Source organism: Moraxella sp. VT-16-12, assembly GCF_002224245.2.
Lineage (GTDB): Bacteria > Pseudomonadota > Gammaproteobacteria > Pseudomonadales > Moraxellaceae > Moraxella.
In genome coordinates, this window is sequence record NZ_NKHK02000004.1 from 184,727 (window position 1) to 209,552 (window position 24,826).

25 protein-coding genes are annotated in these 24,826 nt (G+C 43.2%); 12 read left to right on the forward strand and 13 right to left on the reverse strand.

Annotated elements, in window-relative coordinates:
• Nucleotides 1-27: 27 nt before the first annotated feature.
• Both miaB and CEW93_RS05205 read left to right on the forward strand, forming a co-directional pair.
• Complete coding sequence (gene miaB / locus CEW93_RS05200) at nucleotides 28-1,509, forward strand: tRNA (N6-isopentenyl adenosine(37)-C2)-methylthiotransferase MiaB (protein ID WP_089538885.1); 1,482 nt, start codon at nucleotides 28-30, stop codon at nucleotides 1,507-1,509.
• On the forward strand, nucleotides 1,506-2,624 hold the full coding sequence (locus CEW93_RS05205; RefSeq protein WP_089538886.1) for an AAA family ATPase: 1,119 nt from the start codon (nucleotides 1,506-1,508) through the stop codon (nucleotides 2,622-2,624). The genes miaB and CEW93_RS05205 overlap by 4 nt, the downstream gene beginning before the upstream one ends.
• Nucleotides 2,625-2,719: 95 nt before the next feature.
• Here the strand turns inward: CEW93_RS05205 and CEW93_RS05210 are convergent, their stop codons facing one another.
• The gene (locus CEW93_RS05210; RefSeq protein ID WP_089538887.1) at nucleotides 2,720-3,352 is read right to left on the reverse strand and encodes a UPF0149 family protein; all 633 of its coding nucleotides are present in this window, start codon (nucleotides 3,350-3,352) and stop codon (nucleotides 2,720-2,722) included.
• A 297-nt stretch (nucleotides 3,353-3,649) separates the two neighbouring features.
• On the opposite strand from CEW93_RS05210, the gene CEW93_RS05215 reads away from it, so the two are divergent.
• A complete protein-coding gene (locus tag CEW93_RS05215; protein WP_089538888.1) occupies nucleotides 3,650-3,988 on the forward strand; it encodes a hypothetical protein in 339 nt (112 codons plus the stop codon).
• Nucleotides 3,989-4,032: 44 nt separating this feature from the next.
• A complete protein-coding gene (locus CEW93_RS05220; RefSeq protein WP_089538889.1) occupies nucleotides 4,033-4,671 on the forward strand; it encodes a cell division protein ZapA in 639 nt (212 codons plus the stop codon).
• A 10-nt stretch (nucleotides 4,672-4,681) separates the two neighbouring features.
• Here CEW93_RS05220 and CEW93_RS05225 read toward each other — a convergent pair whose 3' ends face one another.
• Nucleotides 4,682-5,389, reverse strand: a complete 708-nt coding sequence (locus tag CEW93_RS05225) for a YggS family pyridoxal phosphate-dependent enzyme (protein WP_089538890.1) — start codon at nucleotides 5,387-5,389, stop codon at nucleotides 4,682-4,684.
• 143 nt (nucleotides 5,390-5,532) lie between these two features.
• On the opposite strand from CEW93_RS05225, the gene CEW93_RS05230 reads away from it, so the two are divergent.
• Nucleotides 5,533-6,579: a type IV pilus twitching motility protein PilT gene (locus tag CEW93_RS05230; protein ID WP_089538891.1), complete on the forward strand. Its 1,047-nt coding sequence runs from the start codon at nucleotides 5,533-5,535 to the stop codon at nucleotides 6,577-6,579.
• A gap of 31 nt (nucleotides 6,580-6,610) precedes the next feature.
• Complete coding sequence (locus tag CEW93_RS05235) at nucleotides 6,611-7,744, forward strand: PilT/PilU family type 4a pilus ATPase (RefSeq protein WP_089538892.1); 1,134 nt, start codon at nucleotides 6,611-6,613, stop codon at nucleotides 7,742-7,744.
• Between the two features lie 36 nt (nucleotides 7,745-7,780).
• Here CEW93_RS05235 and fur read toward each other — a convergent pair whose 3' ends face one another.
• Nucleotides 7,781-8,236, reverse strand: coding sequence for a ferric iron uptake transcriptional regulator (fur, locus tag CEW93_RS05240; protein WP_089538893.1), 456 nt, complete (start codon nucleotides 8,234-8,236; stop codon nucleotides 7,781-7,783).
• Between the two features lie 174 nt (nucleotides 8,237-8,410).
• Here fur and CEW93_RS05245 point away from each other — a divergent pair, with 174 nt between their 5' ends.
• Nucleotides 8,411-8,800: an outer membrane protein assembly factor BamE gene (locus CEW93_RS05245; protein ID WP_370511936.1), complete on the forward strand. Its 390-nt coding sequence runs from the start codon at nucleotides 8,411-8,413 to the stop codon at nucleotides 8,798-8,800.
• On the opposite strand, the gene CEW93_RS05250 is transcribed toward CEW93_RS05245, so the two are convergent.
• From CEW93_RS05250 to aroE, 5 genes are all read right to left on the reverse strand, one after another.
• Nucleotides 8,786-10,999, reverse strand: coding sequence for a suppressor of fused domain protein (locus CEW93_RS05250; RefSeq protein ID WP_089538895.1), 2,214 nt, complete (start codon nucleotides 10,997-10,999; stop codon nucleotides 8,786-8,788). The two genes, CEW93_RS05245 and CEW93_RS05250, sit on opposite strands and share 15 nt — an antisense overlap.
• A gap of 246 nt (nucleotides 11,000-11,245) precedes the next feature.
• The gene (locus CEW93_RS05255) at nucleotides 11,246-11,782 is read right to left on the reverse strand and encodes an HXXEE domain-containing protein (RefSeq protein ID WP_222432722.1); all 537 of its coding nucleotides are present in this window, start codon (nucleotides 11,780-11,782) and stop codon (nucleotides 11,246-11,248) included.
• A gap of 54 nt (nucleotides 11,783-11,836) precedes the next feature.
• Entirely contained in the window at nucleotides 11,837-13,657 is a 1,821-nt protein-coding gene (locus CEW93_RS05260) for an acyl-CoA dehydrogenase C-terminal domain-containing protein (RefSeq protein ID WP_089538896.1), read from the reverse strand.
• Nucleotides 13,658-13,830: 173 nt separating this feature from the next.
• Nucleotides 13,831-14,478 carry a hypothetical protein gene (locus tag CEW93_RS05265; RefSeq protein ID WP_089538897.1) on the reverse strand — a complete coding sequence of 216 codons (648 nt, stop codon included), beginning with the start codon at nucleotides 14,476-14,478 and terminating at the stop codon, nucleotides 13,831-13,833.
• A 48-nt stretch (nucleotides 14,479-14,526) separates the two neighbouring features.
• On the reverse strand, nucleotides 14,527-15,333 hold the full coding sequence (aroE, locus tag CEW93_RS05270) for a shikimate dehydrogenase (protein ID WP_186727903.1): 807 nt from the start codon (nucleotides 15,331-15,333) through the stop codon (nucleotides 14,527-14,529).
• Nucleotides 15,334-15,399: 66 nt separating this feature from the next.
• Here aroE and CEW93_RS05275 point away from each other — a divergent pair, with 66 nt between their 5' ends.
• Nucleotides 15,400-15,969, forward strand: coding sequence for a hypothetical protein (locus CEW93_RS05275; protein WP_089538899.1), 570 nt, complete (start codon nucleotides 15,400-15,402; stop codon nucleotides 15,967-15,969).
• Here the strand turns inward: CEW93_RS05275 and CEW93_RS05280 are convergent.
• The 3 genes from CEW93_RS05280 to nhaA all read right to left on the reverse strand — a co-directional run bounded on the left by CEW93_RS05280 (nucleotide 15,950) and on the right by nhaA (nucleotide 18,244).
• Nucleotides 15,950-16,381 (reverse strand): DUF2799 domain-containing protein, encoded by a 432-nt coding sequence (locus tag CEW93_RS05280; protein WP_089538900.1) that lies wholly within the window; start codon nucleotides 16,379-16,381, stop codon nucleotides 15,950-15,952. The two genes, CEW93_RS05275 and CEW93_RS05280, sit on opposite strands and share 20 nt — an antisense overlap.
• 192 nt (nucleotides 16,382-16,573) lie before the next feature.
• Entirely contained in the window at nucleotides 16,574-16,903 is a 330-nt protein-coding gene (locus tag CEW93_RS05285) for a hypothetical protein (RefSeq protein WP_089538901.1), read from the reverse strand.
• Between the two features lie 117 nt (nucleotides 16,904-17,020).
• Nucleotides 17,021-18,244 (reverse strand): Na+/H+ antiporter NhaA, encoded by a 1,224-nt coding sequence (nhaA, locus tag CEW93_RS05290; RefSeq protein ID WP_089538902.1) that lies wholly within the window; start codon nucleotides 18,242-18,244, stop codon nucleotides 17,021-17,023.
• A 142-nt stretch (nucleotides 18,245-18,386) separates the two neighbouring features.
• Here nhaA and CEW93_RS05295 point away from each other — a divergent pair, with 142 nt between their 5' ends.
• The 3 genes from CEW93_RS05295 to CEW93_RS05305 all read left to right on the forward strand — a co-directional run bounded on the left by CEW93_RS05295 (nucleotide 18,387) and on the right by CEW93_RS05305 (nucleotide 22,540).
• Nucleotides 18,387-19,154 (forward strand): TSUP family transporter, encoded by a 768-nt coding sequence (locus tag CEW93_RS05295; protein ID WP_255503956.1) that lies wholly within the window; start codon nucleotides 18,387-18,389, stop codon nucleotides 19,152-19,154.
• 58 nt (nucleotides 19,155-19,212) lie between these two features.
• The gene (coaBC, locus tag CEW93_RS05300; RefSeq protein ID WP_089538903.1) at nucleotides 19,213-20,439 is read left to right on the forward strand and encodes a bifunctional phosphopantothenoylcysteine decarboxylase/phosphopantothenate--cysteine ligase CoaBC; all 1,227 of its coding nucleotides are present in this window, start codon (nucleotides 19,213-19,215) and stop codon (nucleotides 20,437-20,439) included.
• Between the two features lie 397 nt (nucleotides 20,440-20,836).
• The gene (locus tag CEW93_RS05305) at nucleotides 20,837-22,540 is read left to right on the forward strand and encodes an AMP-binding protein (RefSeq protein WP_089538904.1); all 1,704 of its coding nucleotides are present in this window, start codon (nucleotides 20,837-20,839) and stop codon (nucleotides 22,538-22,540) included.
• A 45-nt stretch (nucleotides 22,541-22,585) separates the two neighbouring features.
• Here the strand turns inward: CEW93_RS05305 and CEW93_RS05310 are convergent, their stop codons facing one another.
• Together CEW93_RS05310 and CEW93_RS05315 are read right to left on the reverse strand one after the other, a co-directional pair.
• The gene (locus CEW93_RS05310) at nucleotides 22,586-23,293 is read right to left on the reverse strand and encodes a GTPase family protein (RefSeq protein WP_089538934.1); all 708 of its coding nucleotides are present in this window, start codon (nucleotides 23,291-23,293) and stop codon (nucleotides 22,586-22,588) included.
• A 5-nt stretch (nucleotides 23,294-23,298) separates the two neighbouring features.
• On the reverse strand, nucleotides 23,299-24,297 hold the full coding sequence (locus CEW93_RS05315; protein ID WP_089538905.1) for a GTPase family protein: 999 nt from the start codon (nucleotides 24,295-24,297) through the stop codon (nucleotides 23,299-23,301).
• 120 nt (nucleotides 24,298-24,417) lie between these two features.
• Between CEW93_RS05315 and CEW93_RS05320 the strand changes: the two genes are divergently transcribed.
• Nucleotides 24,418-24,795, forward strand: a complete 378-nt coding sequence (locus CEW93_RS05320) for a helix-turn-helix domain-containing protein (RefSeq protein ID WP_089538906.1) — start codon at nucleotides 24,418-24,420, stop codon at nucleotides 24,793-24,795.
• The last annotated feature ends 31 nt before the right edge of the window (nucleotides 24,796-24,826 follow it).

The following is a 24,826-nucleotide window of genomic DNA, read 5'->3' on the forward strand; positions in this document are numbered from 1 at the left end:
TGTGTTTAGAAGCCCTTGGAGAAAACCATGACCGCTCAAACCTTTAACCCCAAAGACTTTCAAAAAACCACCCAACCTGCCCCCAACCCTGCCCAATCACTCTATCAAATCGGTGAACCTGTCCCAAGCCAAAACAGCCACCCCAAAAAAGTCTTTATCGTTACCCAAGGCTGTCAGATGAACGAATACGACAGCCAAAAAATGGGTGATGTGCTGGGCGACTCTCATGGTATGGTGGTTACCCGCGACATTAACGAAGCTGATGTGCTGATTATGAACACCTGCTCAATCCGTGAAAAAGCCCAAGAGAAGGTGTTTAGTGAGCTGGGTCGCTGGCGTAAACTTAAAGAAAAAAATCCCAATTTGGTCATTGGTGTGGGTGGCTGTGTTGCTAGCCAAGAAGGCGATAACATCCAAAAACGAGCCCCTTATGTGGACATGGTGTTTGGGCCGCAGACTTTGCATCGTCTGCCAGAGCTGTACGAATCCACCACCAAACAAGCCAAATTAGTGGACGCTCCCACGCCCAAAAATCGCATTGGTGTGGTGGATGTGTCTTTTCCAAGCATTGAAAAATTTGACTTTTTGCCAGAGCCAAAAGTAGAAGGTTACAAAGCCTTTGTGTCCATCATGGAGGGCTGTTCTAAATACTGCTCGTTTTGTGTGGTGCCTTATACCCGCGGTGAGGAGCTGTCTCGCCCCTTGGACGATGTGCTAGCGGAGATTGACAGTCTGGCAGAGCAGGGCGTGCGTGAGATTAACCTACTTGGTCAAAACGTCAATGGCTATCGTGGTCAAAAAGATGATGGCACCATTTGTCGTTTTAGTGAGCTGCTTTATTATGTGTCGCACATTGAGGGCATTGAAAGGATTCGCTACACTACAAGCCACCCCTTGGAGTTTACTGATGACATTATTGAAGCCTACAAACACATTCCAAAACTGGTGTCGCATTTGCACCTGCCTGTACAAAGTGGCTCAAACGCGATTTTGGCGGCGATGAAACGTAACCACACCATTGATGTTTATACCACTCAAATCGCCAAACTGCGAGCCATTCGTCCTGATTTGCATTTGTCTAGTGATTTTATTATCGGTTTTCCCAATGAAAGCGACCAAGATTTTGCTGATACCTTAAACCTTGCCAAAGAGCTTGATTTTGACCATTCATACAGTTTCATTTATTCAAAACGTCCCGGCACACCAGCGTCTGATTTGCCTGATAATGTCAGCTTTGAAACCAAAAAGGCTCGCCTTGCGATGTTTCAGGAAGTCATCAAAGCATCTACTTTTGCCAAAACTCGCTCTATGGTTGGTCAAGTTGTCCGCGTGCTGGTGGAGGAGCGTGCCAACCGCCGTGAAGGTTATCTACACGGCACAGCGGATAACACCCGTTCGGTGATTTTTAATGGAGGTGATGAGCTACTAGGCAAATTTGTCAATGTCAAAATCACCCATGCCATCAGCATGCATTTGGTGGAAGGCGAGCTTGTGGAGATTTTGGGGTGAGTGAGTTTAAGTCTCCTGATGAGCTATTTGAGCAAGCACGCCACGCCATTTTGTATCAAGATGAGCCACTCATGGCATTGTGCGTGCCATTGTATTATCATCTGCGACTGCAAAAATTTCACCTAAAACACGACCACAAACAAGCCATACAACAAAAAAACCACTTTGAACAAACCAAGCTGACAGCCCCACCCACCATCAACAAAGCCCCACTATTTATCACAGGCAAAACAGGCAGTGGCAAAACGCATTTGATAAAGACTTTGTGTCAGATGACGGGCGTAAATTTTTTGGTGATTAACGCCACCCACATGAGCAATAGTGGCTTTAAGGGCATGACGCTGGCGGACATTGGTGAGATGCTTTTAAGCCAAGCGAAAAATGAACGCCTTGCACAATTTAGTGTGGTGTTTTTTGATGAGTTTGATAAGCTGTTTTTGGAAGGCACAAACAGCGTGCGAGATTGGCATAGGGCGTTAGCGACTGAGCTTTTAACCATCATAGAAGGCAGCAGCGATTTTCCGGTCAAAGATGACAAGGGCATACCCACCCATCACATGATGTTTATCTTGGGTGGCAGTTTTGGCATGCACCAAGATAACGCACCCATTGGTTTTACCGCCACACCACACAAAACCGCCACACCGATGAATTTGGTGGGATTGTCTGAGTATGGGTTGCCTGATGAGCTGTCAGGGCGGATAGGGCGGATTATTCGTATGAATGAGCTGACAGATGACCAGCTAAAAGATATTTTGTGCAAAAGTCCCACATCGCCGTTTGTAGCACTACAAAAACAACTGTCATTGGAGTGGTGTCAGGTCAGCATGAGTACCGAGCTGTTGAATGAGCTGGTCGTACGCCAAAAAGATGCCATTGCCAAATTTGGTGTGCGTGGGTTGTATCAAGGTTTTTATGAGCTGCCCCAAGTCCAAGATGTGTTAAGATGTGCTCCTGATAATCGCTATCATCATTATGAGCTGACTGTTGATGGCCACACAAAGACATATCAGCCAAATTATCGTCCCACCCCAAACATCACCATTAAAGTCATGCCAACATTTCAGCCAGAACCAGAGCCAGAGCACATAACGGGTGATGATATGCCATTTTAGTTGGTTTGGTTTTATCTGTTTTTAAATGATTTAAAAGATAAAGTTTGCCATTAACCGATGAATTTTTGGTCAAAAAACAAACTTTTTTATAAAAATCATTGTTTTTGCATGACATCAAACACAGGGGGAAGCTGTTTTTCTTGTTGGTGTTCTTGGGCGGTCAGTCGCTCGGGCGATAAGCCTTTGATGATGGAGAGTTCTTTGATATTTTTGCGATTTTTGCGAAACAACAGCACAGGCACCATGCGAGCAAATTCAAACAAATGCAAATACCCTTCTTCATCGCCATCAAATTCGTCATTTTCATCAGGTCGGATACTGGCGATTTTGGCAAGGTCGGCGACTTGTTCGTTTTCATCAGCGGATAATGCCACTTCTGCCACGCCAAGCCCTGTGATAAAGCCACCTGCCCAGTCTTTTAATGCCAAAAAGCGTTCAGAAAGTTCATGCTCATCATCAGGCACAAGTGGCTCATAACCATAAGCGTCATCGTTATCTTTGAGCATAAAGCTCACATCTTCGGCATATTCGCTTAGCAAAGTGAGTGCCTCTAAATTTGGCACATCAAAACTTAGCTCTTGTAAAATCAATGTCCAACCATCTGTGTCGGTGGGTTGGCAGGCGGTCATGATGGCACTCATCAGTCCGTGCAGTTCGCTGATGGAGACATCATGCCAGTCTTGAAACGCCGTTTGCCAATCTTGCCAGCCTGATAAAAAATCGCTCATCTTCTGTTTTACTCTTTTGTCTAAAAAGTTTCTAAATGCTTGCATTTATCGGAAAATCAAGGGATTTTTTAAAAAAATTGACAGAAAAAACCCAAAAATCATGCTATGATATTAGGGCGTATCAGCCTTGCGTGGTATTGCTTCACTTGTCATGACCAACCATTTATGATGTGTTTCAAATTATTCATACAAGTGGCAAACAGCCCAGCAGATATGCCCTAACCATGTATTTTAGAGTTAGTCCCCAAATAAATTGGCAAACAAGTTGATTGATTGTGTTGCCATCAGGAATATTGTATGATTACCCAACTAAAATTGCTTGAACAAACCATCGCTGAGCTAAAAGAACGCTATCACATTACCGCTACCGAACTTATTAGCCTAAAAAATAAAGTCTCACAAGACACCACCGCCCATCAACTTCACGCATTACAAGCAGAGCTAAAAACCGCCAAAGAAGCCATTGCGACTTTGACCGCCGCCAATACCAATCTTGAAAAAGAAAATACCGAGCTGCATGAACAAAACCAAGCTTTGCTCATACAAAACACTGAGCTGACCGAAAAAAATTCTCTTGCCATCAGTCGTGCCGAAGTGATTCAAAATTGGCTGGCTAAGATTGACCGTGCCGACTAAATCGTTGGATTGGTTTTTATCATTACAGAATAATTGGAGACAAAATGAATCCCTTAGAAGCTTTTGAAGCCAGTAAAAAACTTAACATAAAAATGAATCGCCCTTCTGCACACAACATGACACAAGATGAAACCCCAAACCCCAAACCCCAAGCTCCCCAGCAGACCGCCCCAGAACAAGACCGCCAAACACCAAGTCAAGTCGTTCAAAACACCAACAACCACACACAAAATCAAACGTTAAGCGACACAAACACCAGTAATGCCACTGATGAACATCCCATCAATGATATTGCTGACTCTGCCACACAGTCCCAAAAGACTGCCCCGCCACAAAACGAGCCTGTGATGAACCCCAAGCCTGCCGCTCCCCCAAAAGCCAAGCCTGACGTGGTGCCTGTGGATGTTAGTATTGCAGGCACACATCACCGCATTGTTTGTCCTGTCGGTGAAGTGCGTCATTTGGAGATGGCAGCAGCATACATCAATGAAAAATTACGCAGTATCCGCCAAAGTATCAAGGGCAAACTGCCAAGCAATGAAGAGCTGCTTGTGCTGACTTGTCTTGAAATGTATGACCAAATCAGCACTCTACAAAACAACGAAGACTACTACACCACCGAGCGTGATGAAGCGTTGTTGTTGATTGATGGTATGCTAAAAAATGCCAAGGCGTCCTTATAGCCTGATTGTGCTAGGGCTGTGATACGCTGTTAAGTGGTGAATGTGCGTAGGGGCGTTGTCCAAAGATGTTTGTCCCTACTCGCACCATGGTTGAGCCACAAGCGACCGCTTGCTCCATGTCGCCACTCATGCCCATAGACAGCGTGTCAAAATTTGGCAAATCATACTTGGATTTTAGCTCATCAAACATCGCTTTGGTGCAAGCAAAAGCATCCGTGCCATCTTTGCTAGGAATAATCATCAAGCCCCGCAAAGACAGTTTTGGCAGATTTAATATACATGCCACCAACTTATCAACTTCATGGGGCTGACAGCCTGATTTGCTATCTTCATCATCTATGTTGATTTGTATCAACACGTTTAAAGGGGGCAAGCCATCAGGGCGTTGATTGTTCAGACGTTCAGCGATGATGGTGCGTTCTACCGTCTGCACCCAATCAAAATGCGTGGCAATGTCTTTGGTTTTGTTGCGTTGAATGTGCCCAATATAGTGCCAAATGATGGGCAAATCCGACAGTTTTGCCATTTTGGCGAGTGCTTCTTGCAGATAATTTTCACCAAAATCACGCTGACCAACAGACACAAGCTCTCTGATGGCTTGGTCTGGGTGGGTTTTTGAGACGGCGATGAGTGTGGCGTGAGCGTGGTAAGTGGCGTTGTGGGCGTCAAGTTTGTCTTTGGTGGCGTGATAGTGTGCCAATAATGAGTCGTTGGTCATGGCTTATCCTTGTGATTACAATCAAACAACATATTTTAGCAAAAATTACCATCAATGGCATAAACTTTGGCACAAAATGGCTTGTCTCATCGGCGTGAGCGTGGTTTAATAAGTGGTATTTAAAAAAGATAAAAGGTAGTATTATGTCAAGTCCTAGCATTGAAGATTTGCTCCGTTTTGTGGTCAAAAATAAAGCATCTGACTTGCACTTGTCGGCAGGTATGCCACCTGTCATTCGTGTAGATGGTGAAGTGGTGCGTATCAACACCCCTGAGATGGACCATTCTACCGTGCATAAGCTGATTTATGACATCATGAATGATAAACAGCGTGCTGATTACGAAGAATTTTTGGAAACTGACTTTTCTTTTGAGATTCCAAACCTTGCTCGTTTTCGTGTCAATGCGTTTAACCAAAACCGTGGGGCAGGGGCGGTATTTCGTACCATTCCATCTAAGGTATTGACGATGGATGATTTGGGCATGGGCCCTGTCTTTAAAAAAGTTTCTGATTTTAAGCGTGGCGTGGTGCTGGTAACAGGCCCAACAGGCTCAGGTAAATCCACCACGCTGGCAGCGATGATTAACTACATCAACGAAACTCGCAAAGAACACATTCTCACCATTGAAGACCCCATTGAATTTGTCCACGAATCCAAAAAATCACTGATTAACCAACGTGAAGTTCACCGTGATACCTTGGGTTTTGAAGCGGCTTTGCGTTCAGCATTGCGTGAAGACCCTGACGTGATTTTGGTGGGTGAGATGCGAGATTTGGAGACCATTCGCCTTGCTTTGACGGCGGCAGAAACAGGGCATTTGGTGTTTGGTACGCTACATACCAACTCTGCTGCTAAGACCATTGACCGTGTGATTGATGTGTTTCCTGCCGCCGAAAAAGACATGATTCGGGCCATGCTTTCTGAATCTTTGCAAGCGGTCATTTCTCAGGCTCTGCTTAAACGAGTGGGCGGTGGGCGTGTGGCAGCTCATGAGATTATGATTGGCACACCCGCCATTCGTAACCTGATTCGTGAAAATAAAGTCGCCCAGATGTATTCTGCCATTCAGACAGGGGCAGGTGAAGGCATGATTACGCTTGACCAAACCCTAAAAAATCTGGTGGCAACTCGCACCATCACCAAAGAGACGGCTCGTGTGTATGCCAAACAGCCAGAGTCATTTTTTTAATTGAAAAAATAAAAATTTAAAAGAGTAATCTATGGATTTTGATAAATTATTACAGGTGATGATTGCCAAAAATGGCTCTGACTTGTTCATCACCGAAGGCGTGCCACCTTCATTAAAGGTGCATGGCACGATTTTGCCAATGGGTAAAACCCCTTTAACTGCCGAACAAACGATGGCGTTAGTTACAGGGATTATGACCGATAAGCAAAAAGATGAGTTTTTAAATACACATGAATGTCAGTTTGCCATCTCTGACCGTCATGAAACCGCTCGTTTTCGTGTGTCAGCGTTCATTCAGCGAGATAAGGCAGGTATGGTGTTGCGTAAGATTGAAACGCATATCCCCACCACAGAAGACCTAAAACTGCCCCCCATCTTAAATGAGCTTGCCATGAAAAAGCGTGGCATTATTCTACTGGTAGGGGCGACAGGTACAGGTAAATCTACCACGCTGGCGGCGATGATGGGCTATCGTAATGAGCATTCTCGTGGACATATCATCACCATTGAAGACCCCATTGAGTATGTGCATGAGCATAAAGGCTGTATTGTTACTCAGCGTGAGGTTGGGATTGATACTTTTTCTTTTGAAGAAGGGCTAAAAAATACCCTGCGTCAAGCCCCTGACGTGATTTTGATTGGTGAGATTCGTAACCGTGAGGTGATGAGCTATGCCATTCAGTATGCCGAAACGGGGCATTTGGTGTTTGCCACTTTGCACGCCAACAACGCCAACCAAGCCATTGACCGTATTATCCACTTTTTTGAAGCGGACAGACACGGACAGCTTTTTATGGATTTATCACTAAATCTAAGAGCCATCATCGCTCAGATGTTGATACCCACCCCAGATGGCAAAGGTCGCCGTGCTGCTATTGAGATTTTGCTAGGCACACAGCTTATTGCTGATTATATCCGCAAAGGTGAGATTCATGAGATTAAGCCTGTCATGAAACGCTCACGAGATATTGGTATGCAGACTTTTGACCAAGCGCTATTTGATTTGTATGAAACAGAGCAAATCACCTATGCAGATGCCATCAAACACGCTGACAGCCCCAACGATTTACGCTTGCAAATCAAGTTGCAAAGTAAGCACGCCAAAAAAGGCAACCTTGATGAGGGGGCGGACAAACTCTCCATTGATATGGCGGACTATCATTGATAAAAAAGACTGGCATTGCCAGTCTTTGATGGTGTGTTATTTTTGGGTTTTGTCTTTGTCTTTTTCTAGGGTTTTTTGGCAGTCTTCGTTGCTACATACCCCATACAGCACCAAAGAGTGAGCTGACAGTTTAAAGCCGTATTCGTCAGCGACTTTGTGTTGCTCTGCTTCAATGGTGGCATTGTGAAACTCTTCAATCTTGCCGCACACATCACACACCAGATGGTCATGATGTTCATCTTGAACAATCTCAAATACAGACAGGTTATTTTCAAAGTTATGACGCTCTACGATGCCTGCTTGTTCAAACTGCGTCAAAACACGATACACTGTGGCAAGTCCCACATCTTCACCTTGGTTGGCAAGGGCTTTATAGACATCTTCGGCACTCATGTGGTGATGTTCAGCATTTTCTAAAAGTTCTAGGATTTTGATGCGAGGTAGGGTAACTTTGAGACCGACTTTGCGTAAATCTTTATTAGTAAAGGACATGATGATACCTATTATTGTTTAAAAATATCTCCCTAATTTACCACAATTTTATTAATTTTACACCCCATTATCATCAAAAAAGCCAAATTTAAAATTTAAATCATCACAATGGATAAAAAGACACTTGCATATTTGGCTACTTGTGTTTTAATATGGAAAAAATTTTTTGGAAAAATGCTTATGAAATCTTTAATAAAATCATTGCCCTTATTGGCGAGCATGACGGTGCTGGCGGGTTGCTCGGTGTTTCGTGTTTACACCATTGATTTGCCCCAAGGCACGCCCATTACCGCAGCCCAAGCCAATCAAATCAAAGTTGGCATGACTGCTGACCAAGTTCTATATCTGCTTGGCAGTCCTGCATTGCGTGATACCCTAAACCCTGACCGCTTTGATTATTTGTATGACTACACCGCAGGCACAGATGGCAAAAAAGCCAAAAAACCCAACGTAAAAAACGCCAGTCAATACATGAGTATCTTTTTTGAAAATGGTCGTGTGGTGAGAATTTTGGGGCGTGAAAGCCTGCCACGCACCACTTCATTTGGCTTAACTGCCCAATAAAATCGTCAAGACAGGCACGTCTTCGTCATCATCATTGATGACACCGATTTTATAAAACCCTTCAAAAAACACCCGCTCGCCAATGCGTTTATTTGCAAGACTGTTATGTACTTTATGTAGCAGTTCTAACGCACCCATCTGACCGTTTGTGTCGCTACATATTTTGCTGATGATGGAGACGGCTTGTGGGTGGTCATCGTATTTGTTGGTTAAAATGTGGGGATTTTCCAAAAATTCATGCTCATGTAAATCCTCACCAAATTCAAGATACGCCTCATACATGACATACACGCAACTGTTGTCAAATAATATCTGCAAAGGGTCAAACTGCAAAAGTGGATTGTCAAGCTCGTTGTTGCGATTGTACACCGCTTCATAAAAGTCGCTTAGTTCATCATAAACCACGTGGTCAAATGTCCAAAATAATCCATCAAATACCGATAGGGTCTCATCTTTTGGTTGGTAATCAGCACAAACATTTGGGCGATGGCTGTCCACAACAGGCGGATAGGGTATGCCTGCTTGTTCTAGTTTTTGCATGAGCGACATCAATCCGTGGTCTAGTTTGTATTGCAGTTCTTGGCGATAAAGTGGGATAAGCTGATAAAACAGGATAAATTTATCATCAGAGAGCATGGTGCAGGCGATGTTGTCGTATTGATTATCCGCTTCCAAAAGCAACAATCCTTCAAAGTTGGTATCTGCCAGCGTGTAGGTGGTTAGGGTATGACCGCTAGCAAGATGACTGTCTTGGTGCAAAGGCTGACGAGCAAGGTTTTTTAACCAACGTATCGGCCAGTAGTCTTTTTCTTTATTGCTGGTCAAATCCCAGTCCACAGGCACTCTGATGATGAGTTCGGCACGACTTGGGGTGTTGATGTCTGGTGTGTTCATCTGGTAAGCACCCATGCCCCCTGTGATGAGTGTGTAATAAGGTTGGGCATCGGTGGGTTTGATGACATAAATACTACATTCTATGTCCACCGAGATGATTTCGTGAAACACGTCATCTATTGCTCCAAAAGTGTCGGTGATATACCGCTCCAAGGCTTGTTTTTCTGCGTGGGTATAAAAATAGGTGTCGCTTTTTTGTTTGGTGGGCGTGGGGTCTTTTTCTATTAAGCACAAAGCTTCTTCATCATAGATAAGGCGGTCGCTGTCCATATCATGAACAAGCTGATAAAACAAAGACTGCAAACTAGGATAACAAGACAATACATGATAAAATTCAGGGAGTTCATCAAAATGCACGGCAATTGGTTGTCCGATTTGACCTTCGGTGTTTGGGTCTAAATCTAAGCATAAAAGACTCATCTCATCTAGGTTGTCTGGGTCTTCTTCGCTCATGGCAATCGGTAGCCAAGCGTGATGATATAAGCGATTTTTGATGTGGTCGCCAAACACCACATTGGTGCGTGGCAGACGAATGTTTTGCCAGTCATCACCATATTCTTGGCACAGCTTTTTGATGTATTGCTGTTTGACCATTTCTATCTCTTCTAGGTTTAAAAAGCGGTGCAAGGTGTTTTTATTGGAAAAACGTACGCCAAACTTTTGACCATTAAAAATGCGATACAAAGTGCGAAAATTATCAGGCAAATTTAGCCCAAGACGTGCTTCAAAAGCGTTAATCTCATCTTCGCTGGCAGGCGGATTAAAACTAAGTTGCACTTTGGGAGCATGATGACCAAGGGTGTTAAAAAAATCTTCTAGCACATACTCTATGCCACCTTGTCCACCTAAGTCAGCTTCGTGGGTGCTGATGTTTTTGGTTAGGGCATGATTAATTTTGGCAAGCAGTTCATGCTCATCTTTATAATCTTGGGAGTAGCTTAGATGTTTTTGGGCATTGATGGGGTCATTAAGATAAAAATACACATAGCCAACGTGATAATGCCACTGTTTTTCATCAGGTGCGATAAATGGCTCTACGTCTTTATAAATCTGTAAAGCCTTGTGCAGATAGGGAATGTTATCGGCAGTTTTGTTTTGCCAATATAAATTAATACACGCCCGAGCTTGTTCCATCAGCAGTAGCGGACTGCGATAGTAAATGGGTAGCTCGTCCATCAAATTGATGATGGGTAAAAAATTATCTTCATCGTCCCATGCTTCTACGGCAGTCAAAAGCTCTTCTTCGTCCATGTCGTCTAAGGGTTTTTTGTAGATGGCTTCAAGTTGGGCTATCACTTGGGTCATGGTGTCTCGCTTGGGGCTTGTATTTATGTGCTATTTTAGCTTAAAAGACACTGACTTAAAAGCAAATGGCGATGATTGGTGTGTCCCTGACCGTCTAATATGACAAAAACCGCCATTATGACGGTTTTTGTGTGGGGCAAGTGCTTTTTTTGATGTGTCGCACCAAGATAAAAACAGCCCCAACGACAGCGACCGTTTGTTAAATATTTGGCAAAATATGGACTGACATGGGCGGATGTTTTGTACTTATGAGTGAGTGCGGTGATGAAAAATATTTGCCCAAAAAAACGCCAAAGGTATACTAAATGTCATTAAGACAATGCCAATGACTGCCCATAAAAATAGCTGACTGGGTGTGAGCAAATTGGCATTGATAAATTCATAAAGAGTATAGACACAGTAAGGCAGTGCCAGTAGTGTGGTGATGATGGCGGGAATGTATTTGCCATAAATCAGCCACTGTGCCACATGAATGAGCAAATGCACAAAAAAACCTGCAAAAGTCATCAGCCACCAGTGGGGCATTTGTAGATAGATGGCAAGATAACACACTAGCGAAATCAACAAAAATTCATGAGCGATGGCGATACTAAAAGTGGCGGTGGTGTAATCAAAAATATGATGTCTTGTTAAAAATGCTTCAAAGTAGGGAAAACGTCTTTGTAATTCGTTATGATTGTGCCTTAGCCATAAGCGAAACATGATGATTTCTTCAAAGTCATGTAGCATAAAAATGATGGGTAGTAGCACCATCATCAGTTCAAGTGTGCTAAGGGTTGTCATGGTTTTTATTACAAGATATAAAAAAACCACCCAAAGATGGGTGGTTTTAGAACGTTAATCAATGATAAAATTTTCAATTGCCATATCGGTCATTACTTCACTAGGAGCGGTCATGCTCTCAGCAAGTCCTTGGGTACGTGGCAGGATTTTGGCAAAATAAAACTCTGCTGTTTGGGTTTTGGCAAGATAAAACTCATGTGGTTCATTGCCACCATTTTTCATCTTATCAAAGGCAACGGCTGCCATTCTTGCCCAATGATATGCCATCATGATGTAGCCTGAATACATCAGGTAATCATCACACGCTGATGAAATGATGTCTTTGTTTTTACGGCGAGCAGTGATGCCCAAACGTAAAGTTAGGGCGTTCCATTCGGCACATAGTTTGGTTAAAGCCCAGACGTATTTACGCATATTTTTATCAAGAGCATAATCACCACACCATTTCATAATCCCTGCGGTATAATCACGCACCACCTTACCACGACTTTGCAGTAGGACTTTGCGACCTAATAAATCTAAGGCTTGTACGCCTGTTGTGCCTTCATACAGCGTGCTGATGCGAGCGTCTCTGGCGATTTGTTCCATGCCCCATTCTTTAATGTAGCCATGACCGCCAAAGATTTGTTGGGCGTTTTTGACCGACTCAATGCTAAGCTCAGTTAAAAAACCTTTTAATACTGGGGTAAAAAAGCCCATTTTATCATCCCAATGCTCTATCGCTTGTTGGTCGCCTTTGATGACGGCTTCACTGAGTTTATCAGCATAGCGAGCGGTGTGATAAACCATGCTTCTTGCCCCTTCCAAAAAGGCTTTTTGGGTCAAAAGCAGACGGCGAACATCGGCATGATGAATGATGGCATCAGCAGGGTGATTAGGCTCTTTTGTGCCGGATAACGCTCTCATAGAACGGCGTTCTTTGGCATAAGGCAGAGAATTTTGGTATGCTAAATCCATGTGTGATAAGCCTTGCATACCTGTGCCAATGCGAGCGGTGTTCATGTAGGTAAACATCGCTTTTAGACCTTTGTTTGGCTCACCAATCAAAAATCCCACCGCATCATCAAAGTTTAGCACACAAGTGGCAGACGCGTTAATGCCCATTTTATGCTCAATAGAGCCACAGTTTACGCCGTTGCGTTCGCCCAAGCTGCCATCATCATTGACCAAAAATTTTGGTACGATAAATAGTGATATGCCCTTTGTGCCAGCAGGGGCATCAGGCAGGCGAGCAAGCACAATATGAACGATGTTATCCGTCAAGTCGTGTTCGCCGGCACTGATAAAAATCTTTGTGCCATTGATGAGGTAACTGCCATCACCTTTGGGCGTGGCGGAGGTTTTCATTTGATTGAGGTCAGTACCACAACCTGCTTCGGTCAGACACATGGTGCCACTCCACTCACCGCTCACAAGTTTGGGCAGATAGGTTGTTTTTTGTTCGGCTGTGCCATATTGTAAAATGGTGTTTACCGAACCAATGGTCAGACCGGGGTACATCGCCCACGCCCAGTTTGCCGAACCCATCATCTCTGATTTGGCAAGGTTTAAGGACATTGGCAGACCCATGCCGCCATATTCATCAGGATAGCTGATACCCTGCCAACCACCTGCCACAAACTGCTCATAGGCTTCTTTAAAACCATCAGGCGTGGTTACTTTACCATCTTTATAAGTACAGCCTTGTTGGTCGCCTGTTTGGTATAGGGGGGACAGCACGTTTTCGGCAAAGTCGCCAAAGCCTTCTAGTATCATATTGACCGTTTCAGGGTCGGCATTTTTGCCACTGTCTAGTTCGCCGTAGTGTTTGGGGTAGTTTAGGACTTCATTAAATAAAAAACGCAAATCTCTGATGGGAGCTTTATAGCTTAGCATACAAATTTCCTTTTGTTGGAGGTGAGTGATGTTCCTACTATACCTTAATTTTGACTCATTTGATAAGATTAAAAACTATTTTTCATAAATTATATATCAATAGCAAACAAATAATTATAAATAAACACAAAAAACGACCACAAGAGCCGTTTTTTTATCACTATGTCGTGATGTTAGATTGACTGATGGCAACTTAGGCTGTTGTTTTTGCCATCAAAGCTGAGAGATGTAAATACTTTTCCGGTGTCATATCGCCAACCATTTTCATGGATTTCAAGCAAGGCATCAAAAGCGGCTTGACCATCGTTGCTAAGATGACGTTGAACTTGCTGTTTTTGCTGTTGGGAGATGGGTGTATAAGAAGTATCTATGACAGGCTCGCCATCTTCATCTATTTGGTCTGTTTCTGTATAAGTAACGCCCCATGCTTGTTTTGTGCCAACAACATAGCTTTTGCCATCAACGTCTATGCTAAATTGCGGTTTGATTTGGGTAAAATTGGCATTGGCAAAATGCACTGTCAAGAAAAAAGTGTCGCCGTTTAGATATCCGGTAACAACACGAGTGATGGGTTGTCCAAATGCGGTGGCATTTTTTAAACGTACGTCCGTTTTTTCATCGGTGTGTGCATAGCTGACAATGCTTGGTTGTAAACTTTTTGGAATGTTGGTCTTGTTGCCATCGCCAAGTGTTTTTGTGGGTACGTTAATGATGGAAAAATCGCATTCGTTTTGCATGCTTTTTAAGTAGGGCGTCCAGTCCACTGCCCATGCTGACAAATTCACACCAAGTAGCCCTGCCATTAAGATGGGTTTTAACATCATCATCTCCAATTCAAAACACTAAGTTTAAAAACACAACATTGCTTATCATTGTCTGATTTTGATTAAAGATTTTATCAAATTTTCTTGTGTCAAATCAATCTGCTTTGCTGTCCACAGCTCAAAGCTGAGTTTGGCTTGATTGATGAGCATGCCAAAGCCATCAATTTGCTGGGCGTTTTTAAAATGATTTAAAAAGGCGGACGGTTTGCCATACATCATGTCATAGGCGACATCGGACGAGACACTGCCCAAATCAAGGGTTTGTCCTGTGGTGGTGGCAGAGGTGGCATTGATGATGACATCAAAATGTCCTGATAGGTCGCTTAGGGGATAAGGGCTGATTTGATGATGAAAATCTGTGGCAAGCTGTTTGGCTTTATCTGGTGTGCGATTATAGACAAAAATATCAGCCCCACTTTCTAGTAGCGGTAAAATTGCCCCACGAGTGGCCCCACCTGCTCCCAGTATGGCAACTTTTTTGCCTTGTAAATCAATATCATGTGCGTTTAAATCCGCCACCAGTCCACGACCGTCTGTATTATCACCAAACAGTTTGCCATCTTTGAGCATGAGTGTGTTTACCGCACCTGCCGAGCGTGCGTGGTGGCTAAGCAAGCCGTGGGTTTGGCAGATGTCAAATGCCATCTCTTTAAAAGGCAGGGTGATGTTTGCACCAACACCGCCGCCACAAAAAAACGCTTCTATCACTGCCTTAAAACTGTCAAAATCATTGGGGCAAAACTGACGCTGATAACTGATATTTAGTCCCACACTTTGAGCAAAAGCGGTGTGAATGGCAGGACTTTTTGAATGGCTAATCGGATTGCCGATGACGATAAAATGATGCATAATTTTTTGTGTTCTAAGTGGTGAATTTTAGTGGTAAAATGACATTTTGATAGCAAAATGAGCATAATAATGAAAAAAATCATCAAACTTTTGGGGCTGTTTGTGGTGGCTGTGGCACTCTGGGGCGTGTGGCGTATGATGTCTAATGATGTGCCATCTCATGCCAAGCCTGCCAAAAATGAGCCTTTTGTTGCCGAGCCTGTGGTGTATGATGTGTCAAGCTGGGCAATCTCCCCCAAAAGCCGTGAAACAAAGACACTCATGGCACATTTGGGCGTGGCAACTGCTGATGATGCGATGGATTTTTATGGCAACCCTGCCACTTGTTATCGCTATACTGCCCATCATGAAGCCCCTTTGTATGTTGTGATGGGGCAGGATGTGATGGAAGTGGTGTGGTATCATGCCAGCCCCAAAGATGATGTGGCATTTAAAGAGCAAAGCCAAAACCACGCCCAAAAAGTCCATGCCCTAGCCACCGCCATTTATGGCACGGATGGCAAAACGCTCATGCAGGCGGTGTTATTAGAAAAACCTGCCCCAAAACTGACAGGCTTGATAGAAGCTGGCTGTCAGGCGTATCAATGTCGGCTGATTATCAACACAAAAAAACTTGGTATCACCACCACCAAGGCATAAACCAAGGGTCAAGATAGCCCCAGCCACCATAGCCATAGTGCAAACGATTAATGCGTTCGCTCATTTCGTATTGTTGTAACCCCATCATGTTGGCACGGTGTAGCTCATCTAAGTTATGCTCACACACGCCTGTCAAGGTGCGACCCATGCGTCCCAAATCATAAGCATTGGCAGGAGTGCAGTATTCAGCCAGACCTTGCTGGCGACCTGTTTCCCAAAGTTGGCGATTTGGTGTAGCTTGACCTTGGCAAGTTTGGGTGTGGTGTAAGATGACCTGACTGCTTGCCCCACGAATGCCGTCTTGATAACCAACCGCTTGCCAATCAGCCGTTGTGCAGTCTTTGACATTTAGGGTGCGTGTGGTGGCACAAGCCGACATCAACAAAACAGACAACAAGAGCAAATATCTCATGACAATCCCCAAATTTACTGGTGATGAGTTATTTTACCTTAGAATGCAGGACGTATTTGTGCTTGATAACATATTTTTATGATTGAGCAATGTTTTGGAAATAATATGTCACTTATTTTGTACTGGCAAAGATATGAGAAAAACACGTCCTTTCGTATTTTGTAAATCTGAGCAAATGTTATGGCTGGTGGGTCAGTCCATCAAATAAACCACCGTTTCGCCATCTAGGCGAATGGCTTTATAAAGCTGTAATTCTTTGATAATGCCATTAATATCAGCAGTATTAGCACCTTTAAAACTTAATATGGCTTCTAGGTAGTTTTCTAGGGCGGGCAGGCGGTTGGGGCGACTTTTTAGCACTCGTTCAAGGCAGTATTGATAGTCCCCAGAGACAGCAGTTTGGCTTGGTTTGGCTTGGGTTTGGTGGTCTGATAGTGCCATTTGGATGAGCAAGGAAGCAAGTTTGAGTTTGTCTTGATGGTCAAGCTGACTTGCCATGTCTTTAACGGTATTAAAATTCATGGGGTGTCCTTTTTTTGGTGTTGTCTTTAAAGTGTACCCCAACTTGATTGACCATTCAATAAAATCCGCCACTTTTAAGACAAAAGGGCGGATTTTTGGTTGGAATGTATGATGATGCTAATCTGTGTTACCTGTGCCAAGATACATTTCATCGTTTTTGGCAAAAGTGGGGTGATTTGCGTCTTTGATGGCTGTTCGTAAGAGCAGATAACCTGCAATCCCAGAGACAAGCGACCCTAAAATAATCCCCAAACGTGGGTCATAATCATCAGGAATGCCACCAAAGGCAAGCCCTGAGATAAATAAACTCATGGTAAAACCAATGCCACACAGCATGGATACGCCATAGATTTGTTTTAGGTTAGTGCCATTAGGCAGAGCGGCTAGGCGTGTTTTTGTTGCGATGATGACAGGGAGCATGACACCGATTTGCTTGCCAATAAATAGACCAAGCATAATCCCCAAAGGCACGCCATGCATCAGCTCGTTTGTGCTTGTGCCAGCCAAAGAAATCCCCGCATTAGCAAAGGCAAACAAGGGCAAAATCCCAAAAGCCACGGTATTGTGCAAATCGTGTTCAAGTTCTTCTAGGGGAGAATGTTCAGGGTCTTTGTTGTTGCGAAGTGGGATAAAAAACGCCAACAGCACGCCTGCCAATGTAGCATGAACCCCTGATTTTAGCATTGCTGCCCATAAAATTGCACCAATGAGAATGTAGGGCGTTAAACGCACGACATTTAGGCGGTTTAATAAAAACAAAAATGGCAAACAAATCGCCGCCACACCAAGCGACACAAGCGACAGCTCGGATGTGTAAAACAAAGCAATGATGATAATCGCCCCCAAGTCATCAAAAATGGCGATGGACACCAAAAATACTTTTAGGGCGTTGGGGACTTTGTTGCCAAGCAGGCTTAGCACACCAATGGCAAAAGCGATGTCGGTGGCAGTGGGGATTGCCCAGCCTTTCATGGCTTCGGCATCACCGTGATTAAGTCCAAAATACACCAAAGCAGGTGCCATCATGCCACCAACAGCACACAAGGCGGGTAAAATGATTTGTTTGACATCAGATAACTCACCAATGAGTGCTTCACGTTTTAGCTCTAAGCCCACCAAAAAGAAAAATATCGCCATCAAACCATCATTTATCCAATGGTGAGCGTCTTTGGCAATCTCAAAATTACCAATTTGTAACACCACAGGGGCGTGGATAAAGGCGTTATATAGGTCATATAAAGGGGAGTTTGCGACAATCATCGCAAGCAAAGCAGCAAAGGCAAGAACAATCCCACCAGCAGCTTCCAACTCAAAAAAGGCTTTGACACGGCTCATTGGCATGGTTATTTTCTCTGTAATAAATGGCTCTTATGATAAGTTTCTTTTAACGAACTTTAAAAATATATCACAAAAACTAATGGGGTTAAAGGGTTTTTGTTGATTTTTGTGTAAATGGGATTTGTGGTAGAATTTGGGCGATTAAATGGATTGGGAAATCATCATGACGCTTGGTATTGAGCTGATTGCCTTGTTGTTTTTTGTGGCATTGTGTGCTGGATTTATTGATGCGATGGCAGGTGGCGGTGGACTTTTGACCATACCTGCATTGCTTTTAACGGGCATGAATCCTGTGTCAGCACTTGCCACCAATAAACTGCAAGCCTGTTTGGGGTCATTTTCAGCCAGTCTGATGATGATAAAAAAAGGGCTAATCCACCCCAAAATGATGAAAATTGCCCTAATCATGGCGTTTGTCGGTTCAGCAGTTGGCACGGTATCGGTACAAATCTCGCCCCCAGAGCTTTTACAAAAGGCATTGCCCTTTGTGATTGGTTTGGTGGGGGTTTATACGTTATTTAGTCCCAACTTAGGCAAATTAGAAAGTACGCCACGCATGAGCCAAAAGATGTACCAGTACAGCATTGCTCCGCTGATTGGTATGTATGATGGCTATTTTGGTCCTGCAACGGGGACGTTTTTTAGTTTATCACAAGTGATGTTTCGTGGGCGTGAGTTTGTACAAGCGACAGCACGAGCAAAACTGCTTAACTTTGCAACCAACATCGCTTCACTGATTTTCTTTATTTTGGGTGGTCAGGTGGTGTGGGTGGTTGGTTTTGTGATGATGGCAGGGCAAATCATCGGAGCATATTTGGGCAGTCATATGGTGGTTAAAGGTGGCACAAAATTTATCCGACCTGTGATTGTATTTGTGTGTTTTGCGATGGTGATAAAATTGGTGTGGGGATAAAATTTTTCATAAATAAAGACATTATCGGTTATAATGCCTTTTATTTTTTAACAACACTATGAACAGCCCAAAAATCCTACTTGCCATCACAGGTGGTATCTCTGCTTATAAATCTGCCGTACTGGCTCGCCTTTTGATGAAACAAGGCTGTGTGGTGCGTGTCATGATGACTGATGGTGCGTGTCAGTTTATCACGCCTTTAACCCTGCAAGCTCTAACAGGTCATGAAGTGCATACCGCCTTGCTTGATGAACACGCCGAAAAAGGCATGGGGCACATTGAGCTTGCCAAATGGGCGGACGTGGTAGTGATGGCTCCTTGTTCTGCCAATACGATTGCTAAACTGGCAAATGGCTTGGCGGATAACTTGGTAACCACTGTCGCCCTTGCGACAACCGCACCCATTCTCATCGCACCTGCCATGAATCAAGCAATGTTTGCTCATGGCATTGTACAGGATAATTTGAGCAAACTGCAACGTTTTGGCTACACAATATTAGCTCCTGACAGTGGCGAGCAGGCGTGTGGCGATGTGGGAGCTGGGCGTTTGCCTGAACCTGAAAATTTATGCGAGCGGATTTTGGCTTTTTTAAGTCGCACAAACTCCCCCCAAATTTTACATCACAAAAAAGTCATCATCACCGCCGGAGCAACTGCCGAACCGATAGACCCTGTGCGATTTTTGTCCAATCATTCTACAGGTAAAATGGGTTTTGCCTTGGCTCGTGCTTGCCTAAATGCAGGAGCGGACGTAACCATTGTGGCAGGCAAGGGCGTCAATCTGCCCACACCAACAGGGGCAACACGCATCACAGTAGGGACAGCCGATGAGATGCTTGCTGTATGCACAAGTGTGATGATGGATGATGCTGACACGATATTTATCGCAACTGCGGCGGTGGCGGATTATAAGGTGGCTCATGTCGCCCCCCACAAAATCAAAAAAACAAGCAATCAAGATGGTTTGACTTTGGAGTTGGTTAAAAACCCTGATATTTTAGCAACCATGAGTCAAACTTTTCCCAGTGCATTGATGGTGGGCTTTGCTGCTGAGACCACCGATACTGACAACTACGCCAAAGGCAAGCTCATCGCCAAAAACTTAGACATGATAGCGGTGAATGATGTGTCAGATAAAACCATTGGTTTTGGCAGTGATGACAATGCCATGACGGTATTTTTTGCTGACAAATACGCCAAGGATAAACAAGTGCTTGCCAAAGCCAGTAAAGACACCATCGCCATTGAGCTTGTTGGTCATATGGCAAAGTTGTTACAATCATAAAGCACTTGGCTTAAATTTGGTTGAGTAGCATCTAAACTGAGCTTGGGTTTTGTGGGTGTGGCAGTCAAAAGCACCCACAGCCATCAAATTTTTGCTGATTATCATGTCTGCCCACAATCACCACGCCATCATCAGGTGTTAAATCATCATCTAATCATCTGTCATCAGTTCAATAACAGTCGTCTTTATGATTTGTTGTTTTTGATGATAAATAAAATATCAAAGGTGTTTTGTTGTCCGCAATTTGCCATAAAACCCATCATTATAAGGCGTGTATTGTGCCAACCAGATTGTTTGAGTGAAACGTTGTGTTAGGAAGTTTTTATTTGGCAAATTATCAAAAATAGTGTATTTTATAATACATTTGTTAATACATCTGTTCTCAAAAGGAGAAAAAATGACTGGCTTCATTGTTCCACAAGATAGACCTTGGCTAAAAACCTACCAAGAATATAGGCTTGACCCACACGTTACTATCCCTGATGGAGTAACATCATTATTAGACAGTTTTGAAGAAAATTTTAAAAAACATGGCGACAAAATCGCCTTTACCAGCATGGATAAATCCATCACTTATCGTGAGCTTGATATGTACAGCCGTCAGATTGCTGCTTATTTGCAATCCATCGGACTGGTCAAGGGCGACAAAGTGGCGGTGATGATGCCAAATGTGTTGCAATACCCCATTGCCATGATGGGTATCGTGCGGGCAGGCATGGTGTTGGTGAATGTCAATCCGCTTTATACCGCTCATGAGCTAGAACATCAGCTTAACGACAGTGAAGCTAAGGCATTGTTTATTATAGAAAATTTTGCCAATACTTTTGAAAAGGTACAAAACAAAGGTCAAGTCAAACACATCATCGTCGCCAGTATCGGTGAGATGATGGGGCTTAAAGGGTGGTTAGTCAATTTTGTGGTGCGTCATGTCAAAAAAATGGTACCAACGTGGAATATTCCCAATCACATCACCTTTAAGGACGCTTTAAATGCTGTGCCTGTGAGCAGTTATGTTCGCCCTAATGTGAGTCTTGATGATGTGGCAGTGCTGCAATACACAGGCGGTACGACAGGCGTGGCAAAAGGCGCAATGCTCACCCATAAAAATCTGATTGTGAATGTGGAGCAGTGCATGACCTTTGTGCATCAGGTGTTCCCACCCCAAGAAGATTTGACGGGCAAATACATTGCTACCGCCTTGCCGTTGTATCATATTTTTTCTTTTACGGTGTCCATGCTTGGCTTAAAAATGGGATTTAGTTTATTGCTCATTGTCAATGCCAAAGACTTTAATGCCTTGACCAAAGATTTTAATAAATATCGTCCTGTCTTTTTCCCTGCAGTCAATACTCTGTTTAATGTCTTGACCAATCATGAAGGCTTTAAGGCACTTGACCACACCAACTTGCGACTGTCATTAGGTGGGGGTATGTCGGTATTGCCTAGCACGGCAAAGGCTTGGGAAGAGCTGACGGGCAACTACATTATAGAAGGTTATGGTCTATCCGAGACATCACCTGTGGCAACCTTAAATCCCCCCGGAAGCTATACTGGTAAAATTGGCATACCGTTTCCTGATACAGACGTGATTTTGATAGACGATGATGGCAAACCAGTGGCATTAGGCGAAGCAGGCGAGATTGCCATCAAAGGTCCGCAGGTCATGAAAGGCTACTGGAAAAGAGATGATGAAACCGCCAAGACCATGACGGCTGACGGTTATTTTAAGACGGGCGATATTGGTGTGATGGATGAAAAAGGTTTTGTCAAAATCGTGGACAGAAAAAAAGACATGGTCTTGGTGTCAGGCTTTAACGTTTACCCCAATGAAGTAGAAGAAGTCATTACCGCCCACCCCAAGGTGCTAGAATGTGGCGTGATTGGTGTGCCTGATGAGCACAGTGGCGAGCTGGTCAAGGCGTTTATTGTTAAAAAAGATGACAGCCTGACCGAACAAGAGATTAAGGCGTGGGCAAAAGAAAACCTGACAGGCTATAAACGTCCTAAGTACATAGAGTTTATCGGTGAGCTACCTAAGTCTAACGTGGGCAAGATTTTGCGTAAGGATTTAAGAGAGCTTGAAAGTAATAAAAAAGCATAAGATTGTCAAAACCGCTTGGATTGTCAAGCGGTTTTTAATGGTTTGTTAGCGTTTGATGTACCGCCGATTTTCTGGTAGATTCTTGATAATGAATTTAAACAATTTATCTATATTATAGCCATGCTCAGCACTATAATAAACAGGTTTTGGAATGGTCATGTCTGTGGCTTCTTTGATGCGTGCTTTGGTGGAGCGTGCTTTTTCTTTTAAAAATTCCAACAGTCTTGGCGTTGGCTCACCTTTTTCATAATCCCAATGCCGACCACTCATTGCCATGTCTGCTTGATTAATGGCAACAAGCACACGGTCTGCCTCAATGTTTGGCAAGACAATATTGGTTAAAAGCTGATATGTTGTCCCCAAATCACGACTGCCACCATCTAAAATCACGATTGCTAAATCCACAAAAAAATACTCTTCATCTGCGACATGACACGTTTTTTTAAGTAAATTTATCAGATTTTTGGCATGGCGTTCATCTGCTTCTTTGCCATCGCCAAAACCTGCACTATCATGCAGACGAAACACATTATTGACACGGTATTCACTGACAAACTGCGTTTCAGGTTCGTATCCTGTACCTACTTTTGCCACATTTGAGCCAAATAAGGCGTTTAAAGTGGAGCTTTTCCCTACCCCAGTCGCCCCCACAAGAGCAACATCTAAGGGTCTAAGCAGTCCATTCTTATTTATTGCATTTTCCAAACGCAATGCACGTGCTTGTTGTAAGATATCATAGACTTCATCAAACATGATTATCATCCAAAGAAAGATTTAAAGAAACCACCTGCTGCACCTATTACACCACCAATCACGGAGCCAACCGCTTTACCAACGCTACCAAACACACTACCGATTTTGCCACCAATATCTGCTCCACTGCTGATACCATCGCTGACGTTATCCACAAAAGATTGAAAGAATGATTTGTTGATTTCTTGTTGATAATTTTCTAAATTATCGCTTTTCTCCCACATTTTGGCATCTTCGTTGATTTGACTTGCCACAACAATGCGTTTTTCTTTTTTGGTATGACGCAGGATGAAGGCAAGTAGTTTAGATAAATTATAAGGCTGTTCTTGTTTATGAGTCTCGTCATCAGTAAAGCCTGCTGAATAATAAATCACATCCACATTAACACCTGTGGCTTCTTTGATACGTGCTTTGGTGGAATTAACTTTACCATCTAAAAATTCTATGAGTTTGGGCATTGGCTCACTTTTTTCATAATCCCAATGTCGCCCACTCATGGCATTATCTGCTTTGTTGATTGCTACCAAAAGTCGACTTTTATCCTTGCCAAGATTGGGGATGATCACGTTATTAATCAGCTCATACGACGTGCCCAAATCACGACTGCCACCGTCCAAAATCACCAGTACCATATCAATCAGCAAATCACCATTGCTGTCTTTTTCAGCTAATTTTTTGATGATGGCTTTGGCATGACGTTCATCTGCTTCTTTGCCATCACCAAGTCCGGGCGAATCCCATAAAATTACATTGCCAAGCTCATAATTTTTAATATCCATCGTTTCAGGGTCAGAGCCTGTGCCGACTTTGGCTTTTTCCATGCCAAAAAGCGCATTTATGGTGGAGGATTTGCCCACACCTGTGCCACCTGCAATCATTAGGTTGATTTTGGTGTTTTTTAAGCGATTGATGTTTTGGAAAAATTTGGTTTTATCAGTATCACTGATGGTTGGGTCATTTTGGATGGTATCAATAACGGTTTGAAATTCTTTGTCAAAACTCATGGTTTTTCCTTATAAAATAAAAAAGGTTGCATATTTGTGTTGATATATTTACAATTATAGTTAAATTTTATCCAAATAACCAGCAACCATTTGTTGAAAAACTCTACTAAAAGTTGATATATGAAAATCCAAGACAAAATCCGAGTCATTCGCACTCAAAAAAAACTTTCCCAAGACAGTATGGCAGAATCCCTTGGTATATCATTACAGGCTTATTCAAAAATAGAGTTGGGCAAAACCAAATTAAATGTAGATCGTGCCAAGCAGATTGCTCAGATTTTAGATATTGATATAGTGGAACTGATATCTGATGATGGTAATGGTATGTTTTGGTTACCAAGGGAAAGCTATATCAATAAGCTTGCCCAAGAAAATGAAAAGTTGAAATTAAGCCTTGCCTTCAAAGATGAAATCATCAAACAGTTGCAAAAAGAAAATGCTCTATTAAAAGACGTACTTGATTTATTTAAAAACAATAAAACCAAACATGTGGCATGAGATGTGCCTTTAAATGTGCTACAATAAAATA

What these genes read in the sequence shown, in the direction of transcription:
- miaB (WP_089538885.1), top strand. Translation starts at nt 28, where the DNA reads ATGACCGCTCAAACCTTTAACCCCAAAGACTTTCAAAAAACCACCCAA.
- CEW93_RS05210 (WP_089538887.1), bottom strand. Translation starts at nt 3,352, where the DNA reads ATGAGCGATTTTTTATCAGGCTGGCAAGATTGGCAAACGGCGTTTCAA.
- CEW93_RS05215 (WP_089538888.1), top strand. Translation starts at nt 3,650, where the DNA reads ATGATTACCCAACTAAAATTGCTTGAACAAACCATCGCTGAGCTAAAA.
- CEW93_RS05220 (WP_089538889.1), top strand. Translation starts at nt 4,033, where the DNA reads ATGAATCCCTTAGAAGCTTTTGAAGCCAGTAAAAAACTTAACATAAAA.
- CEW93_RS05225 (WP_089538890.1), bottom strand. Translation starts at nt 5,389, where the DNA reads ATGACCAACGACTCATTATTGGCACACTATCACGCCACCAAAGACAAA.
- CEW93_RS05230 (WP_089538891.1), top strand. Translation starts at nt 5,533, where the DNA reads ATGTCAAGTCCTAGCATTGAAGATTTGCTCCGTTTTGTGGTCAAAAAT.
- CEW93_RS05235 (WP_089538892.1), top strand. Translation starts at nt 6,611, where the DNA reads ATGGATTTTGATAAATTATTACAGGTGATGATTGCCAAAAATGGCTCT.
- fur (WP_089538893.1), bottom strand. Translation starts at nt 8,236, where the DNA reads ATGTCCTTTACTAATAAAGATTTACGCAAAGTCGGTCTCAAAGTTACC.
- CEW93_RS05245 (WP_370511936.1), top strand. Translation starts at nt 8,411, where the DNA reads ATGCTTATGAAATCTTTAATAAAATCATTGCCCTTATTGGCGAGCATG.
- CEW93_RS05250 (WP_089538895.1), bottom strand. Translation starts at nt 10,999, where the DNA reads ATGACCCAAGTGATAGCCCAACTTGAAGCCATCTACAAAAAACCCTTA.
- CEW93_RS05255 (WP_222432722.1), bottom strand. Translation starts at nt 11,782, where the DNA reads ATGACAACCCTTAGCACACTTGAACTGATGATGGTGCTACTACCCATC.
- CEW93_RS05260 (WP_089538896.1), bottom strand. Translation starts at nt 13,657, where the DNA reads ATGCTAAGCTATAAAGCTCCCATCAGAGATTTGCGTTTTTTATTTAAT.
- CEW93_RS05265 (WP_089538897.1), bottom strand. Translation starts at nt 14,478, where the DNA reads ATGTTAAAACCCATCTTAATGGCAGGGCTACTTGGTGTGAATTTGTCA.
- CEW93_RS05275 (WP_089538899.1), top strand. Translation starts at nt 15,400, where the DNA reads ATGAAAAAAATCATCAAACTTTTGGGGCTGTTTGTGGTGGCTGTGGCA.
- CEW93_RS05280 (WP_089538900.1), bottom strand. Translation starts at nt 16,381, where the DNA reads ATGAGATATTTGCTCTTGTTGTCTGTTTTGTTGATGTCGGCTTGTGCC.
- CEW93_RS05285 (WP_089538901.1), bottom strand. Translation starts at nt 16,903, where the DNA reads ATGAATTTTAATACCGTTAAAGACATGGCAAGTCAGCTTGACCATCAA.
- nhaA (WP_089538902.1), bottom strand. Translation starts at nt 18,244, where the DNA reads ATGCCAATGAGCCGTGTCAAAGCCTTTTTTGAGTTGGAAGCTGCTGGT.
- CEW93_RS05295 (WP_255503956.1), top strand. Translation starts at nt 18,387, where the DNA reads ATGGATTGGGAAATCATCATGACGCTTGGTATTGAGCTGATTGCCTTG.
- coaBC (WP_089538903.1), top strand. Translation starts at nt 19,213, where the DNA reads ATGAACAGCCCAAAAATCCTACTTGCCATCACAGGTGGTATCTCTGCT.
- CEW93_RS05305 (WP_089538904.1), top strand. Translation starts at nt 20,837, where the DNA reads ATGACTGGCTTCATTGTTCCACAAGATAGACCTTGGCTAAAAACCTAC.
- CEW93_RS05310 (WP_089538934.1), bottom strand. Translation starts at nt 23,293, where the DNA reads ATGTTTGATGAAGTCTATGATATCTTACAACAAGCACGTGCATTGCGT.
- CEW93_RS05315 (WP_089538905.1), bottom strand. Translation starts at nt 24,297, where the DNA reads ATGAGTTTTGACAAAGAATTTCAAACCGTTATTGATACCATCCAAAAT.
- CEW93_RS05320 (WP_089538906.1), top strand. Translation starts at nt 24,418, where the DNA reads ATGAAAATCCAAGACAAAATCCGAGTCATTCGCACTCAAAAAAAACTT.